Below are 16,007 nucleotides of genomic sequence, written 5' to 3' on the forward strand. Positions count from 1 at the left end.
GATGGATCCGTTGACAGATCCGCGAAATCTGTGTACGATACGTTTTATCGTAATAGTTACGAATAATTAATTATTTTCCAATTCCTATTTTATAAAAGGAGACCATGATGACAACTTGGAATCTGAACGGCATGAAACATCATCTTTTCTTTTGCAACGGGGGCAGCTGTACCAAAAAAGGAGCGGAAGACGTCGTCGAGGCGATGCGCGATGAGATCAAGCTGCAGGAAGCGGATGGCCGGATCCATACGACCCGGACGCGCTGTCAGGGCAGATGCGAGGATGCCTGCGTCATTACCGTGTACCCGGAGGGGGGATGGTACAAAGAGGTGACCCCTGAAATCGGGAGGCGCATTGTCCGTGAGCATCTGATCGGCGGAAGCCCAGTGGAAGCACACATCAGCTATACCTATGACGACGAACTCGCGGCCAGACCGGATACGAAAGAAGGCCAGAGCAAGACGAAGCGGAAAGAAGCACAGACGAAGTAAGCGGAAGAAACAGCAGCGATTTGAACGCAGCATTAAGCGCAGGCAGGCGGACACGCTTCTTACTAGCGAGCCGTCCGGCATGGCAAGAAATTCGCCGGGCTGTCCTCAGACAGGTCGTCGCCGCTGACGCCCTCATCGCTTTCCTTCGCGCTATGGAATACCTGAAGAGCCGGTTCTGCACAGCAGAGTCCGGTTTTTCGGTTTTTTTGACGGGTGGGATTGCAGGGGATTGCGTGCCGGAAGGAGAAGTAGTCTGCAGGCTAAAAAAGCAGCGGATGAGTTTCTGCTTTACCACCGCACCGGCTTAGGATTCATCCGCAACGGAACGGAGCGTTACGATGTACCTGCACGAAGTGATCAAACTGCACGAGAACATTCGGAATCCGCACGAGTACCCGTTTCATATTCCGGCGATCGATAAGCTCGACCGGCTGAAATTCCATAAAAACGTCACGTTTTTCGTCGGCGAGAACGGCTCCGGCAAATCGACCCTGATGGAAGCGATCGCTTACCAATGCGGGTTCAATACGGCGGGAGGCAGCCGGAACAATCTGTACGAGCTGGATTCGTCGGAGGCAAAGCTGGGCGATTATTTGCGCCTCTCCTGGATGCCGAAGATGAACGAGGGTTTTTTTCTGCGGGCGGAGTCGTTCTATCATTTCGCCAGTCATATCGACGAACTGGCGCGGGAAGACCGCAGGGCTTATGACAGTTACGGCGGCAGGTCGCTTCATGAGCAGTCGCACGGCGAATCTTTTCTGTCCCTGTTCAAGAACCGCTTCGGAAGAAGAGGCATCTATCTGCTCGATGAGCCGGAAGCCGCGTTATCTCCGGCCCGCCAGCTCGTTTTTCTGAGCATGATCCATGAACTGGCCCGGACGTCGCAGCTTATAATCGCCACTCATTCGCCTATTTTGCTGGGCTATCCTCATGCGGACATCTACAATTTCAACGAATCGCCGGTCCGCCTCACTGCGTATGAGGAAACCGATCATTACCGGATTACCCGCCGCTTTCTGGAAAATCGTTCCTTCTATCTCCAGGAACTGCTGGATTGATCGGCGAGTTCAAACCTCAAAAAGCAATCCTGTCCGAGAGGAAGGATTGCTTTTTGGGGTTATGCGATTGCAGCTGAGGGCCACGGGGAAAGCTACAACAAAATCCAATGCTTGCCTGCATCGGACGTCTTAAGCAGCTTCGATTTCTTGCCGTCCTCCGAGCCGAGCAGCAGCCAGCCCGTCTGCGGACCGGCGAATCCGAGCCGGATCACGTTCGGATTATTTTTGAGCGTATCCGTCAAAACCGGATCGGATGAAACCGGGTTCCAGGTTGTGCCGCCATCCGAAGTGGCATGGAGAACCTTATCCTTGAATCCCCAGCCGTGCAAGCTGTCCGCAAAAGTGAGCGCGTTTTGCATGCCGGTTTGCTTAAAGGACCACGTTTGCCCGCCGTCCTTCGTCACGTAAGCGTCGCGGCTTTCCGTATTGCCGCTCACCGTCCGTACGGGAATCCAGCCTTTGTCCGGTTCATCCTTGAAAAATACGGGAGCCCCGTCCAGTGTGACCGAAGAATCATTCAACTCCTGCGGAATCTTCATCGGAACTACGTTCCACGTTTTCCCGCTGTCCCGTGTGCGGTACAGGACCGGTTTTTCTTCATGGCTCGCGAGGGCAATCCAGCCGCTGGCGGCGTCCTTGAAAGTCATGCCGGATGCATGTCCCGACAGGGGCAGCGCTCCGGGCACGGGCTTATCCAGGGAAACGCTCGTCAGCGGTTTCCAGTCCTTGCCGCCGTTGTCCGTAGCGTACAGCGTTTTCTCCGATTTGCCCATCGCCGCATCGGAAGAGGTGAGCATCCAGCCGTGCAGGGGATCGGCAAAGGAGAGACCGGCGGCATAAGTCGGCTTATCCAGCGTACCTTTGGTCCAGCTCTGCCCGCCGTCCGCCGTAAAAGCGGTCACGGTTTTTCGGCCGTCATCCGCTGCGGCTGTCCATCCGTGCTGCGCGTCCAGGAAGTAGAGGGAGCCGCCCGCAAAAGGCGCTCCGCTTTTGAACGTGTCGTCCCAGGGACTCAGGAGGGTCCAGTTTCGTCCGCCGTCATCGGTGCGGTATAAGCGCAGGGAGCCGTTCGTCTCTCCCCAGGCGAAACCCGCCGTATCCGAGATCAACTGAAAATCGGTCAACCGGGTCTGGATCTGATCCGGCTTAACCGAAGGCACAGGCGCTGCGCTTGCCGGAGCAGCCGTTCCGGAAGCGGGACCCGGGCTTGCGGCGGCCGATGCCGCTGTACTGCCGCTGCCGGTCGGATCCCCCGCCGCCGCAGGGCCGATAGAGCTGCAGGCGGTAAGGGATACTGCCGTGAGAACCGCAAGGAAGGCGGTTTTTTTGACGGGAAGGTTCTTCGTGTTCATAGCGATCACTCCGTTTCGATACATGCTGTTCCAACATGCCGTAGTCTGGTTCGTCTTTCGTCTTCTCTTCATTATTACCCTTTCGCGCGGCTTAAGGAGCACATTTCGAAGGATTGTTACTTTTTTGAAATAAATGGAGAAGGCCTCTTGCTAAATATAGGGTAGGGGGGTATACTATAATTAACCGAATGAAGAAGAGGGACTTTTCTCATCTTATAAGACGAAGATTTTCAGAGGCGGAAAGAGGTGTTTCGAATGGCAGCAAACGTGAAAGCGGCCGGAGAAGAGGCGACGAAACAGGCGAATTTGCAAATAGCGGGAATGACCTGTGCGGCTTGTGCCAACCGGATCGAGAAAGGGCTGAATAAAGTCGACGGTGTGCAAACCGCTAATGTGAATTTCGCTCTGGAACGCGCGACCGTCACCTACGATCCTTCCCGGGTGAATACGGCACAATTGGAAGAGAAAATCGGCAAGCTGGGCTACAGCACCGTGAAGGATTCCGTGGATTTTCAGCTGGAGGGAATGACGTGCGCAGCGTGCGCCAACCGGATTGAGAAAGGGCTTGCCAAAATGCCGGGCGTCACATCCGCAACCGTCAACTTTGCGCTTGAAACCGCGCATGTCGAGTACGAGCCGGGCGAGGTGACGCCTGCCGATATGCAGCACAAAGTGGAGAAGCTGGGCTACAAGGCTCTTCTCAAGCAGGAACAGGGAGACCCTGCGGTACACCGGCAGGAGGAGCTTAAGCGGCACAAGCGCAAGCTGATTCTCTCGGCGATTCTGTCTCTGCCGCTGCTCTGGTCGATGGTCAGCCACTTTTCCTTTATGTCGTGGTTCTGGCTGCCCGACTTGTTTATGAACCCGTGGTTCCAGCTTGCGCTGGCCACCCCGGTGCAGTTTTATATCGGACGCCAGTTCTATACGGGCGCTTACAAGGCCCTGCGCAACAAAAGCGCCAACATGGACGTGCTTGTGTCGCTCGGAACTTCCGCGGCTTATTTCTACAGCCTCTATCTGACCGTAGAGTGGGCGCGGCACGGCGGCAGCGTTCACGTCGGGCCGGAGATGTATTACGAAACGAGTGCGGTCCTGATCACGCTCGTTCTGCTCGGCAAATTATTCGAGTCGCTGGCCAAAGGCCGCACCTCGGAAGCGATCAAATCGCTGATGGGACTGCAGGCCAAAACGGCGCTAGTCATCCGGGACGGCCAAGAAGCGGCGGTGCCGGTCGAAGAAGTGATCGCCGGCGATATCGTCTTGGTCAAACCCGGCGAGAAAATACCGGTGGACGGAGAAGTGCTGGAAGGCAGCTCTTCGGTGGATGAGTCGATGCTGACCGGCGAGAGCCTGCCCGTCGGCAAAAAGGCCGGAGATCCGGTCATCGGGGCGACGCTCAACAAAAACGGCAGTCTGAGAATCCGGGCGACCAAAGTCGGCAAGGATACCGCTTTGGCCCAAATTATTAAAGTGGTCGAGGAAGCCCAAGGCTCCAAAGCGCCGATCCAGCGCGTGGCGGACGTCATATCCGGCATTTTCGTACCGATTGTCGTCGGTATTGCGCTCGCGGCGTTTGTGATCTGGTATTTCTGGGTCACGCCGGGCGATTTTGCGGGAGCGCTGGAAAAAGCGATCGCCATACTCGTCATTGCCTGCCCTTGCGCGCTGGGATTGGCGACACCGACGTCGATTATGGCGGGTTCCGGACGGGCGGCGGAGCTCGGGATTCTTTTCAAAGGCGGAGAGCATTTGGAATCCACGCACGGAATCGACGCGATTATTCTGGACAAAACGGGAACCGTCACGAAAGGCAAACCCGAGCTTACGGATGTGTTGACCGCTTCGATGGACGAGAGACGGTTCCTGGAGCTTCTGGGCGCCGCGGAGAAAAATTCGGAGCATCCTCTGGCGGAAGCGATCGTCAGCGGGATTGCGGCACGAGGCGTCTCTGTTCCGGCTTCGTCCGAATTTGAAGCCATTCCCGGCTTCGGAATCCGCGCGGTCGTGGACGGACAGGAAGTTCTGGCGGGAACGCGCAAGCTGATGAGCCGCTACGAGGTAGATGCGGGGCATGCGGGCGAAACGATGGCGCGGCTGGAGCAGGAAGGCAAAACGGCCATGCTCGTTGCGGTCAATCGCAGCTATGCCGGGCTCGTTGCGGTCGCCGATACCGTCAAGGAAACGTCGAAAGAAGCCGTTGCCCGTCTGAAGGGAATGGGCATCGAAGTCATCATGATTACCGGCGACAACGAGCGCACCGCTCAGGCGATCGCCCGCCAAGTCGGAATCGACCAGGTAAGGGCGGAGGTGCTTCCCGAAGGCAAAGCCGAGGAAGTGAAGAAGCTTCAAGCCGAGGGCAAGAAGGTGGCGATGGTCGGCGACGGCATCAACGATGCTCCGGCGCTGGCGCAGGCGGATATCGGCATGGCGATCGGCACCGGCACGGATGTCGCCATGGAGGCGGCGGACGTCACCCTGATGCGCGGCGATCTCAACTCGATCCCGGATGCGATCTATATGAGCCGCAGAACGATGGGCAACATCCGTCAGAACCTGTTCTGGGCGCTCGGATACAACACGCTCGGCATTCCGGTCGCCGCACTGGGCCTGCTTGCCCCGTGGATCGCCGGAGCCGCCATGGCGCTCAGCTCGGTGTCCGTCGTGCTGAATGCGCTGAGGCTGCAGCGGGTTAAGTTGTAAGTCTCGCGGCCCCCGGTCCGGACGAAAGTACGGCTCCCGTGAGAGCATTGTCCGCCCATCCGCGGGCTGGCGCGGGCCTTTCCAACGCGCGCGAATTCCAGGCGCTCGCTGCTGCCCTGCGCGGCGGTCGGTCGAATCCGCGCTCATACGGGAGCCGGAACAAAACACTTGTAAAGAGCTTTCCTGAAACCTATGCGGCTTCGGGAAGGCTCTTTCTTTTCTTTCCCGTCCATTCTGGTATCATAAGAGGACACGACGTCCGAACCAGGACGGAAAAAAAGAGATTTTTTTTGCCGGAAAGGAGTACCGGATGAGTTCTGCATTGACACGCAAAGCGATCCAGCTGTTATGCGGCCGGACCGCTTACGATAAAGGAGAGGCGCTGAACCGCTCCGGGAAAGTTGTTTTTACCTACCATGATCCCGTCCTGCAGAGTGTGGAGGCGACCGTGGACGACCGCGAGAGCTATCTCGTAAAAGTGAGCGTGCTGTCCGGAGGCGGCATCAACGCGGAATGCACCTGCCCGTCGCTTCCTTCTTTCAGACAATCCTGCAAGCATACGGCGGCGGTGCTGCTCAAGCTGCTGGATTCAAGCCGGACGGACAAGGATTTCCCAGGTGCGGCTCTGCTTGAACGCTCGTCCGAAGGCCGGAGCGAAAGTGCAGCCGATCCTTCCGGATTGCCGAAACCCGGGCAAGAGGGGGAAGCTCCCCCTTATGACACCGAATTGACCAGCAGCATGCTGGGGCTTTTCGGAGGAAGCAGGCGGCCGGGGAGTACCCGTTTTACGCGGGATGAGAGGGAGATGCTGGATCTGGAAATCGTGATCCGGCCTTTCGCCTACGGGTATCGTAAAGTCATGTTCGCCGCCGAACTGAAAATCGGGCCGAAAAGAGTCTATATCGTACAAAAAATAAGAGATTTCCTGGAGCGGCTCGACCGCAGGGAAGCGTACGAATTTTCCAGAGTGTTCACGTATGAGCCGAATCTTCACGGTTTCCGGCAGGAGCATGATGACGTTCTGCGGCAGCTCATCAAGATTTACCAGAACGAGAGTTTGTACAGGGAAACCGGGTATTCGTCCGCATCCTCCGCGAAGGCATTTACGGGAGGCGAGCGGATGCTGCTTATTCCGCCGTTTTCGTGGACGACGCTGCAGCCGCTGCTCGCTCATGCCCCGGGCGTCAAGCTGGAGCTGGCGGAAGGAGTATACGACGGCATACGGGTGTCGGGCGATCCGCTGCCGCTCCAATTCGATTTTGACCGGTCGGAAACGGACGGCTACCGGATGGACGTGCAGGGCCTGGACCGCATTACGGTGATGGAAACGTACGGAATCGTCCTGCACCAAGGCGAACTGCTGGAGCTTCCGGCTCACCACTGCAAGCGGCTGGCGGAGCTGAAGCGCCTGATGGAGACGGCGCACCGGAACCGCCTGACCATTACGCCGGGCCAGATGGAGCCGTTCATGGAGAAAGTGGTTCCCGGACTGATGAAGCTCGGGCAGGTCCGGATCGCTCCCTCCGTGTCGGACCGGATTTACCAGACGCCGCTCAAGGCGAAGCTGTATCTGGACCGGGTCAGGGACCGGCTGCTGGCGGGTCTGGAATTCCACTACGGCAATGTGATCCTTAATCCGCTGGAGGAAGCCGGCCGGCAGCGCGGGACCGACTATATTGTCATGCGGGACACCGAGAAAGAGGAAACCATCATCCGCCTCATGGAACAGAACTCGTTCGCGAAGACGGAAGGCGGCTATTTCTGGGACGACGAGGAAGCGGAGTATGATTTCCTGTATCATACGGTTCCCCTGCTCGAGCGGCTGCTGGATATATATGCGACCTCCGCCGTAAAAGAAAGGCTGTATACCGGCTTTCCGCCTCAGATTACGGTAGAAGTGGACGAGCGCACCGACTGGCTCGAGTTCAAATTCGAGCTGCTCGGTCTGCCGGAAGCCGAAATCCGGAATCTGATCCGGTCCATGCAGGTCAAAAGAAAGTATCACCGGCTGCCGAACGGCTCCCTTGTTCCTCTGGAAAGCGCCGAGTTCCAGGAGATTATCGCACTGATGAATGAGGCCGGAGCGGGAAAAGGCGACATGACGGATACGGGATTCCGTCTGCCGGTTAACCGCGGATTGCATTTGACGGACGCGCGGGAAAGAGGCAGTTCCGTTAAACTCGGTAAGTCGTTCCGGCGTTTGCTGGAAAATATGCGGAATCCGGACAACCTGGATTTCCCGGTGCCGGAGCGGCTTTCTCCCATTCTGAGGGATTACCAGAAATTCGGTTACCAATGGATGAAAACGTTGGCTCATTACCATTTCGGCGGAATTCTGGCGGACGATATGGGGCTCGGCAAAACGATTCAGAGCATTGCTTTTCTTGTATCCGTTCTGCCGGATATCCGGAAAAAGAAACAGCCCGCGCTGATCGTTTCCCCGGCATCACTGGTGTACAACTGGCTTCACGAACTCAAAAAATTCGCACCGGAAATCCGAGCGGTCATCGCCGACGGGACGAAAACGCAGCGCAGCCGTGCTCTGCGCAAAGGATCGAAGGCGGATGTCATTCTTACTTCGTATCCGCTGCTGAGGCGGGACACGGATCTTTACGCGAAAGAGTCGTTTCATACGCTGATTCTCGACGAGGCGCAGATGTTCAAAAACTATACGACCCAGACCGCCCAGTCCGTCAAACAAATAAAGGCGGCCTACCGTTTTGCCCTGACCGGCACGCCGGTAGAAAACAAGCTCGAAGAACTGTGGTCGATCTTCGACGCGGTCTTTCCCGGGCTGTTTCCCGCCCGGCAGGCGTTTAACGAGCTGTCTCGGGAGGCGGTGGCCCGGCGAGCCAGACCGTTTCTGCTGCGCAGGCTCAAAACCGATGTGCTCAAGGAGCTGCCGGATAAAATCGAAACCGTGCAGGCGTCGGAGCTGCTGCCGGAGCAGAAGAAGCTGTATACCGCTTTTCTGGCGAAGCTCCGGCATGAGACGCTCAAGCATCTCCACGAAGAAAGCTTCCAGCAGAACCGCATCCGTATCCTCGCCGGCTTGACCCGGCTTCGCCAGATTTGCTGCCATCCCGCTTTGTTCGTCGACGGTTACGAGGGAAGCTCGGCCAAGTTCGAGCAGCTGCTGGAGATCGTAGAGGAATGCCGCAGCGCGGGCAAGCGCATGCTGATTTTCTCGCAGTTCACCGAAATGCTCGGCCTCATTTCCCGGGAACTCGGCTACGAAGGGGTGCCGCATTTTTACCTCGACGGCAAAACGAAGGGAAGCGAGCGGGTAGAGCTTTGCAGCCGTTTTAACGAAGGGGAGAAAGAAGTCTTCCTCATTTCGCTGAAAGCGGGGGGAACCGGACTTAACCTGACGGGAGCGGACACGGTTATTTTGTATGATTTGTGGTGGAACCCGGCTGTCGAGCAGCAGGCTGCGGACCGGGCTTACCGGATGGGCCAGAAGAAAGTGGTGCAAGTGATCCGCCTGGTCAGCCAGGGTACGGTCGAGGAGAAAATGTTTCAGCTTCAGCAGAGAAAGCGCACGCTGATCGAGGAAGTGATCCGTCCGGGGGAAGAATCGGTGTCCACGATGACGGAACAGGAGATTCGCGACATCCTGATGCTGGACGAAAAGATGGAAATAGGCGAAAACGGGGATTGACCCTCACGTTACGTGATCGTGTAAAGTTCATAACGAGGTGATGTTGTGGCGTATAAGGTGAAGGAAGTGGCGGATCTGGTGGGCGTGAGCGTACGCACGCTTCATCATTACGACGAAATCGGCCTGCTTGTACCCGACTCGGTCAACGCCGCCGGCTACCGGCTGTATACGGACCGGAATCTGGAACGCCTTCAGCAGATTTTGTTTTTCAAAGAAATCGGCTTTGCCCTACAGGAGATCAAGGCGATGCTGGAGAATCCCGATTTTGACCGTAAACGTGCGCTGATCGGACACAAGGAGCTGCTTCTCCGCAAGAAGAAGCGGCTGGAAGACATCATCGAAACCGTGGACAGAACGATTGCTTCTGTCGAGGGAGGTATTCCGATGAGAAAAGAACAATTATTCGAAAGCTTCGACCGCACCCCGCTGGAAGAGCATAAGAAAAAATATGCCGCCGAAGCGCGCGAAAAGTACGGAAGTCAAACGATGGACGCCGTGGAGAAACGCGCAGGTTCCTATACAAAGGAACAGTGGGCGGATATCATGGGGCAGTCCGAGCGGATTTATGCCAAAGCCGCAGCCGCAATGGCGGAAGGCCCGTCAAGCCCGCAGGCTCAGGAAGCGGCAGCCGAACTCCGGCAGTGGATTACGGGCCATTTCTACGACTGTACGCCGGAAATTTTCCGGGGACTCGGCGACTTGTATGTCGCCGATGAACGCTTCACGGCCAACATTGACCGGCACGGGGCCGGACTCTCCGCTTTCCTGAAAGAAGCGATGCATATTTATTGCGACCGGCTGGAGGGAGCGGGGGAAGACCGCGCAAACCGTTAGAATCAAAGAGATCCGGGCCCGGCGGGGTTCGGGTCTATTTTCTTGCTGGGGTACCGCCAACAAAACGCGAAAAACGTACGTTAAGCAATTTATTGCATAAAAAACCGGGTTCCTCTAACACTACAAGGGAATCCGGTTTTCGTAATCGAAGATGAGTGATGTTCACCTAACGTTCTTCGATTTTTCAAGGTCAGAAATTGTACTTATAACGCTTACTTAGTCGCCTGTAATACAGCCAAGTTCTGATTGAGAATGAACCCAAAATTAGAATTAAGACTACAAACAAGATCATGTTTATAATCTGCAATTTATCCAGATTGTGATTGGACATCAGGTGAATATTAGCCCCTATGATAAAAATATATAAAATCATTAATGGAAGAAACATACAAGAATAGGTGATGGCTATGCGCCTAGCGTGTTTTAATTGATGTGATTTATCACTGTAGATTTGTGGCTGTTCCTCGTCCATTGAATATTCACGGCTCCATAGGGTCCATTTTTGAATAGATGAGGTGGAAATAAAAGCACTCTTCCAGCCGGCATCTCTGTGAATGTCGAAGTAGCCTTCATCTGCAATAGTTTGATAATCCGCGCAATAACTTACTTTACGGGGACTTCCCATTGTAAAATAAAAAACGGTTCCTGTTTTACCGACACGATAAAGATTAAGTCCGTGTTCTTCCATTGCTTCGAGCCACTTTTCAAGCTTATCCGGAGCATACATCCATCCCAATCTTCTCTTAACAATTAGTTGACCTGAACGTCTTAACCGCTTCTCTTCATCCTTGCTTAGCCTTCTATCAACTTGCTGCCTCCCCAGCAGTTCCTTTCTTTGTATGTTTTCTCCGATCAATTTCTTGTTTGTCTTATTAATTTTAATAACAGAATAAAGGGTAAGTACCCATAGCGCAATTCCAATGCCTATTAAAAAGTAGGTTAAAATCCAAAGAGGACTTTCGACAAAATGACCGGGTACATCTTGGAAAAATATTACCGAACCGAGGATAAGATTAAATAGAGCAATGGCCGTTAAATAGATTAAAATACTCGCGAAAATGTACAGGATGGTCTTATTATGTTTGACTATACCTTCACGTACTGGGAAGGTCTTAATTTGTTCCAGAGGCTGTTCATTCGCCGTTACATACCAGTTTCCACTCTGCGAAATCTTCACCCATCCATCATCTAATAAAGCTCTAGACAGCGAATTGGTTTGAATGTTATTGAACCCGATCCTGTACGTTCTTTTTCTCGGCTCGCCTTGCTGAAAGAAAAAATGCCGTGTTCCTCGATTTATTTTTACTAATTCATGACCCTTTTCTGTCATAGATGAGAGCCACTCTTCGGTTTTCTGCACATCGTAGCTCCAGAATGGCCTAAATACTTTTGTCCTCATAAAAACCCTCCCCGTATTTCAGTGCATTCTGGTACAGCTCTTTAAGCCTATCGATCTCAGCAGTGATTAATTTATGTCCAAGCTCAGTCACTTCGTATACCGTTTTTCTTTCCTCGTCGGAAAATACGGTTATAATCCCGTCTTTTTGCATTTTCGTTAAAGTTCCGTATACGGTGCCTGAACCTAATCGAATTCGTGAATTGGAGATTGCTTCCACATGTTTAACAATTCCATATCCGTGACGCGGTTCAGCTAAAGATAGGAGAATATAAAACGCCGTTTCTGTCATGGGTACATACTTTTTCAGCACTTTTTCAGTGTCCAGAATATCCACCTCCCTTGTCTTTGTACCCGTTTGACTATGTCACAGGTATATATGTCGTGTCTCGACTATATCACGACGCGACATAATGCTCAACAATAAAATACAGCCGGAACGTTCAAGACGGCTGACCTCCACGCGAGCTGCCGTTCGGTTCCCGGCTTCAGCCTGGGTACGACTGCAGCAAGCGGCCGCATTTGCTCAAGGAGCCTGCCGAGCGGGTGTTCCGGTTCTTGGCCGAAGGCAAGCTGAACATCGCGATCGGCCGCAGATTTCCGCTTGAGGAAGCGGCAGCCGCTCACGCGCGGGCCCGAAGCAGGCAGAGCACAGGCAACGTGCTGCTCGATGTCCGGGCGCCCCGCTAACGGCCAAATAGCCTCCGTCTGTCCCGAAAGGGGAGACGGAGGCTATTTATTGATGCGGCGGTTCGTTCTTCTGCCGACAGGCGAGAAAGCCGGCAAAGCCGGACGTCCGGGGAAATGCGATGCCTGCCGGCCCAAATCGCATGTTCCTGCTTGCCCCGGGTAATGCCCGATGCGTCGTCGTCTTTTGAACCCGGCCGTTAGGCCGTTGTTCACAGGTGCGAAGCTTCCCGCCCGAAGCGGGAGGCGGTCGCTACTCGGCCGCGGACTCGGAACCTTCCGTGATCCAGACGGTTTTCTCCTGCACGGGGTTTCTTTTGCCGGCCTGCGGCGCAGTCTGCGGGTAACCCACGTACACGAGGGCAACCATCTCGTCTTGTTCCCGCAAGCCGAAAGCCGCTTTCATCCGGGGATGGTACATGGGATCCCCGGACCGCCAGATGGCGGCAAGCCCCAGCCCGTGCGCCGCCAGCAGCATGTTCTGCACCGCGGAGTGGGCGGCGGCGAACTCCTCCATCCGGTTCACGGCCGGATCCTCGGAGGGAGAGACGGCTACGCCGATGATGACCGGGGCGCGGTACGCCTTGCTGCCCTGCTTGGCCCGCAGTTCCTCCAGCGCTTCGCCGGAAGCGCCGGAGCCTTCGGCCGCGACGTCGGCGTAGGCTTCAGCCAGGACGCCGCGTCCGGCTCCCGTCATGACGAAGAAGCGCCACGGCTCCGTGCAGCGGTGGCTCGGCGCCCAGTTGGCCGCTTCCAGCAGCTCCTCGATGATTTCCCGCGGAATCGGCTCGTCTTTCACTCTTCCGATGGATCTCCGGCCGCTGATAGCGTCGGTCAGGTTCATATCCGTTGGCATGGCTGCCACCTTCCTTTTCCATTGATAAATATTCTCAATGATTCAAGCATAGGCGGGGACGACCGAGATGTCAACCGGGGGTTATTTGGGCCTCACCCGTCGAATCTCAGCCGATGGCTGCGGCAACGCAGTCGGGCCGCTGGATGCCGTTGTGAGCCAGGCAAACCCATGTAACTGACCAACGTCATGTTGCGACGCCGCGCCGCTTGCCGGAAGCGCCGTAACGGTGTGGAAAGAAGACTCCGTGCCGGGACTCTTTTCCCGAATAGTTTTTTTCCGGGCCAGGTAAACTACAAAGAAAACTGTTACAAGTGAAGGGAGAATAAAGAGATGAGTGACAAGCATCCTAAAGGCCGCGTGGAATTCAGGCAGCCGCCGGTTAAATTGACGGCCGATCTTCCCGGCGATCCCGAAATGCGCGAGCATTTGGACGAAATGAGAGCAAACGACGGGTACCCGGGGTCCTGCGGAATTATAAATCCGTCTGAAGGACAAGGGGAATAATCCGCTTCCTTTCCTGTCCAAGAAGTCCTGCCACTAAGAACCTTGGCCGCCAGCGGTCATGGTTTTTCTTTTTTTACGCAAGGGTAAGCATGTTTAGTCTGAGGGATCTCCGGCAATTCACGGCATCTGCTCCGGCGACGGGCAAAGCAATCTTTAGCAGCTTACGGAATGGGTCTCGCAAGGCTGCATCTTCTTGACGTGCCGGGTCAGCTTGCTCGTGTATAATAGAGAAAAGTTCGGAGCGAAATCGGAGGAACGGCATGGACTATAAAATTCTTGTTGCAGATGATGAGCAGACGATTACGAGTGCAATCGCATACGGCCTCAAACGGGAAGGGTTTGTCGTGGAAACGGCGGCGGACGGGGAAGAGGCTCTGCGCAAAACGGAATCGTTCCGGCCTCATGTACTGGTTATGGACGTCATGATGCCCCGGCTGACGGGTTTTGAAGTGTGCAGAAAACTGGAAAACCGCAAAAACCTCGGCATTCTGCTTCTTACGGTAAAAAACGATATTGTGGATAAAATTCTCGGACTCGAATTGGGCGCAGACGATTATATGACGAAGCCGTTCGACTTAAGGGAGCTGATTGCCCGCGTAAGAGCCTTATGCAGACGGCTGGATAAAAACGGAAACGGCGAAGAACCCGCCGTTCTGACGATCGGAGAGCTGAGCCTGCATCCCGAGCAGCGGCTTGTGAGTTTGAGAGGGGCAGCGCTGACGCTTACTCCCAAGGAATTCGATCTGCTTGCCCTGCTGCTTTCGAATTTAAAAAGGGCTTTTTCGCGCGAAGAATTGCTGGATCTCGTATGGGGAATGGAATACGCCGGTGGAACGGGGACCGTCGATATCCACGTGCAAAGGCTGAGAACCAAGCTCGGCGAACCGTACCAGCACGTGCTCCAGACCGTCTACGGGGTCGGGTATAAAGCCGTCGGGGAAGTACCATGCGGATAAGCTTAAAATGGAAGTTTGCGCTGTTTATCGCCGCGCTGCTTCTCTTTGCCGTCGGCGTGCTCAGCGTGCTCGTGTTGAACGGCGTACACAGGTATCAGAAAGAAGAGATGGAGAAGACGCTGAACCGGCAGGCCGACATCGCGAACAATCGGATCGGACAGCAGGTTGTGACGGGGACGCGCTTCGATCCTCAAACATTTATGCAGCTGCAGGGACAAAATCTGGCCGTCGAAATCGGTGCGGCGAGCGGCATGAGGTTCCTGCTCTACGATATGACGGGCGCCGGAACGGGAGATTCGCTTCCGATGGCGGAATCCCCGGACGTGAGCGGCGTGATTTCGTATGCCCTGAACAATAAGATCGTCTACCGGGTCCTGGGGGATACCGAGGATTATTTGGCGCCGGCGGGAGGTCCCGACGGACAGATCGGCGTCCTGCATTTTCAGGTGTCGCTGGCGGCCCAGAACGCGTTTTACCGGAATTTGCAAAATTCCTTTCTGATAGCGGGCAGCGGCGTCTTGCTGTTCAGTTTTGTCCTCGGTCTCCTGTATATGAACCGTCAGGCGAAGGCGATCCGGCGGCTGAAAGAAGCGGCCGACGACATCCGGGTCGGGGATTTTATCGACGCTCCGCCCTTCCGGCGCGAAGACGAGCTGGGCTCGCTCAGCGACGGCATTTATGAAATGAGCCGCGCCATACAGGGCAGTTTGCGGACACAACAGCATTTTATCAACAACATCAGCCATGAGCTGAAAACGCCGCTGACCTCCATCCGGGCTTACACGGATCTGCTTCATATGTACGAGGACGATCCCGGATTGGTCCGGGAGGCGCGGGACGTCATCGACAAGGAAGCGGCGCGGCTCTACGAACTGGTGGAGAAAGTGCTGAAGCTGGCGGCGCTGGATAAGTATGAATTCGAACAGCAGCCGGAGAAAATCCGGATCGACTCGCTTCTGGAGGATCTTTCCTCCCGGATGAGAGGGAAAGCGGAGAAGTTCGGCGTGACCGTTTCCCATGCGCTTGTTCCCGCGGAACTGTGGGCGGACAGGGAAAGCCTGATTCAGATTTTTCTTAATCTGCTGGACAATGCCATTAAGTACAACGTCGAGAACGGGACCGTTCTGATCCGCAGCCGGATCACGGAGGAGGGCGGAGTCGAGGTCGAGTTCACCGATACCGGAGTCGGCATACCGGAGGACCGCAGAGAACGGATTTTTGAGCCTTTTTATACGGTGAATAGGGACCGGGCCAGAAAGTCGGGAGGCAGCGGCCTCGGGCTGTCGCTCGTCAGGCAGCTTGTAAACAAGCAGCACGGGCAAATCCGGGTTGAACATCCCGCTGAAGGCGGGGTTTCTTTTATCGTGACTTTTCCGGCAGGGGACGATGAAAAGTTTGGCTGAAACATTTACAAGTTCGAAACAAGTTGAAATCTTGCGGAAAACTTTGAGGGTTATATTCTAGGTAGAGCTTGAAAGGAGGACATCATTCTGAAGCTCGGCAGAATCGGTA

At 55.2% G+C, this 16,007-nt stretch carries 13 protein-coding genes; 9 read left to right on the forward strand and 4 right to left on the reverse strand.

What is annotated here, in order from left to right; translation table 11 throughout:
• The first annotated feature begins 107 nt into the window (after positions 1–107).
• A complete protein-coding gene (locus ABH899_RS13255) occupies positions 108–491 on the forward strand; it encodes a (2Fe-2S) ferredoxin domain-containing protein (RefSeq protein ID WP_369996780.1) in 384 nt (127 codons plus the stop codon).
• A 338-nt stretch (positions 492–829) separates the two neighbouring features.
• A complete protein-coding gene (locus ABH899_RS13260) occupies positions 830–1,549 on the forward strand; it encodes an AAA family ATPase (RefSeq protein ID WP_369996783.1) in 720 nt (239 codons plus the stop codon).
• A 92-nt stretch (positions 1,550–1,641) separates the two neighbouring features.
• On the opposite strand, the gene ABH899_RS13265 is transcribed toward ABH899_RS13260, so the two are convergent.
• The gene (locus tag ABH899_RS13265; protein ID WP_369996785.1) at positions 1,642–2,901 is read right to left on the reverse strand and encodes a WD40/YVTN/BNR-like repeat-containing protein; all 1,260 of its coding nucleotides are present in this window, start codon (positions 2,899–2,901) and stop codon (positions 1,642–1,644) included.
• Positions 2,902–3,156: 255 nt separating this feature from the next.
• Between ABH899_RS13265 and ABH899_RS13270 the strand changes: the two genes are divergently transcribed.
• The 3 genes from ABH899_RS13270 (at position 3,157) to ABH899_RS13280 (ending at position 10,096) form a co-directional block, all read left to right on the forward strand.
• Positions 3,157–5,601 (forward strand): heavy metal translocating P-type ATPase, encoded by a 2,445-nt coding sequence (locus ABH899_RS13270; RefSeq protein ID WP_369996788.1) that lies wholly within the window; start codon positions 3,157–3,159, stop codon positions 5,599–5,601.
• A gap of 310 nt (positions 5,602–5,911) precedes the next feature.
• Positions 5,912–9,262: a DEAD/DEAH box helicase gene (locus tag ABH899_RS13275; RefSeq protein WP_369996791.1), complete on the forward strand. Its 3,351-nt coding sequence runs from the start codon at positions 5,912–5,914 to the stop codon at positions 9,260–9,262.
• Positions 9,263–9,307: 45 nt separating this feature from the next.
• On the forward strand, positions 9,308–10,096 hold the full coding sequence (locus tag ABH899_RS13280) for a MerR family transcriptional regulator (protein WP_369996794.1): 789 nt from the start codon (positions 9,308–9,310) through the stop codon (positions 10,094–10,096).
• A gap of 190 nt (positions 10,097–10,286) precedes the next feature.
• On the opposite strand, the gene ABH899_RS13285 is transcribed toward ABH899_RS13280, so the two are convergent.
• Together ABH899_RS13285 and ABH899_RS13290 are read right to left on the reverse strand one after the other, a co-directional pair.
• Positions 10,287–11,495: a DUF2812 domain-containing protein gene (locus ABH899_RS13285; protein WP_369996797.1), complete on the reverse strand. Its 1,209-nt coding sequence runs from the start codon at positions 11,493–11,495 to the stop codon at positions 10,287–10,289.
• The gene (locus ABH899_RS13290; RefSeq protein ID WP_483312620.1) at positions 11,476–11,829 is read right to left on the reverse strand and encodes a PadR family transcriptional regulator; all 354 of its coding nucleotides are present in this window, start codon (positions 11,827–11,829) and stop codon (positions 11,476–11,478) included. The genes ABH899_RS13285 and ABH899_RS13290 overlap by 20 nt, the downstream gene beginning before the upstream one ends.
• Before the next feature lie 209 nt (positions 11,830–12,038).
• Between ABH899_RS13290 and ABH899_RS13295 the strand changes: the two genes are divergently transcribed.
• On the forward strand, positions 12,039–12,182 hold the full coding sequence (locus tag ABH899_RS13295) for a zinc-binding dehydrogenase (protein ID WP_231392001.1): 144 nt from the start codon (positions 12,039–12,041) through the stop codon (positions 12,180–12,182).
• Between the two features lie 250 nt (positions 12,183–12,432).
• Here ABH899_RS13295 and ABH899_RS13300 read toward each other — a convergent pair whose 3' ends face one another.
• Positions 12,433–13,035 carry a nitroreductase family protein gene (locus tag ABH899_RS13300; RefSeq protein ID WP_369996801.1) on the reverse strand — a complete coding sequence of 201 codons (603 nt, stop codon included), beginning with the start codon at positions 13,033–13,035 and terminating at the stop codon, positions 12,433–12,435.
• A 330-nt stretch (positions 13,036–13,365) separates the two neighbouring features.
• On the opposite strand from ABH899_RS13300, the gene ABH899_RS13305 reads away from it, so the two are divergent.
• The 3 genes from ABH899_RS13305 to ABH899_RS13315 all read left to right on the forward strand — a co-directional run bounded on the left by ABH899_RS13305 (position 13,366) and on the right by ABH899_RS13315 (position 15,898).
• On the forward strand, positions 13,366–13,539 hold the full coding sequence (locus ABH899_RS13305; protein WP_016423425.1) for a hypothetical protein: 174 nt from the start codon (positions 13,366–13,368) through the stop codon (positions 13,537–13,539).
• Positions 13,540–13,799: 260 nt separating this feature from the next.
• Entirely contained in the window at positions 13,800–14,495 is a 696-nt protein-coding gene (locus ABH899_RS13310; protein WP_369996804.1) for a response regulator transcription factor, read from the forward strand.
• A complete protein-coding gene (locus ABH899_RS13315; protein WP_369996806.1) occupies positions 14,486–15,898 on the forward strand; it encodes a sensor histidine kinase in 1,413 nt (470 codons plus the stop codon). The genes ABH899_RS13310 and ABH899_RS13315 overlap by 10 nt, the downstream gene beginning before the upstream one ends.
• Positions 15,899–16,007: the final 109 nt, after the last annotated feature.

This window comes from Paenibacillus sp. RC84 (assembly GCF_041260495.1).
In the GTDB taxonomy this organism is placed as follows: Bacteria; Bacillota; Bacilli; order Paenibacillales; family NBRC-103111; genus Paenibacillus_F.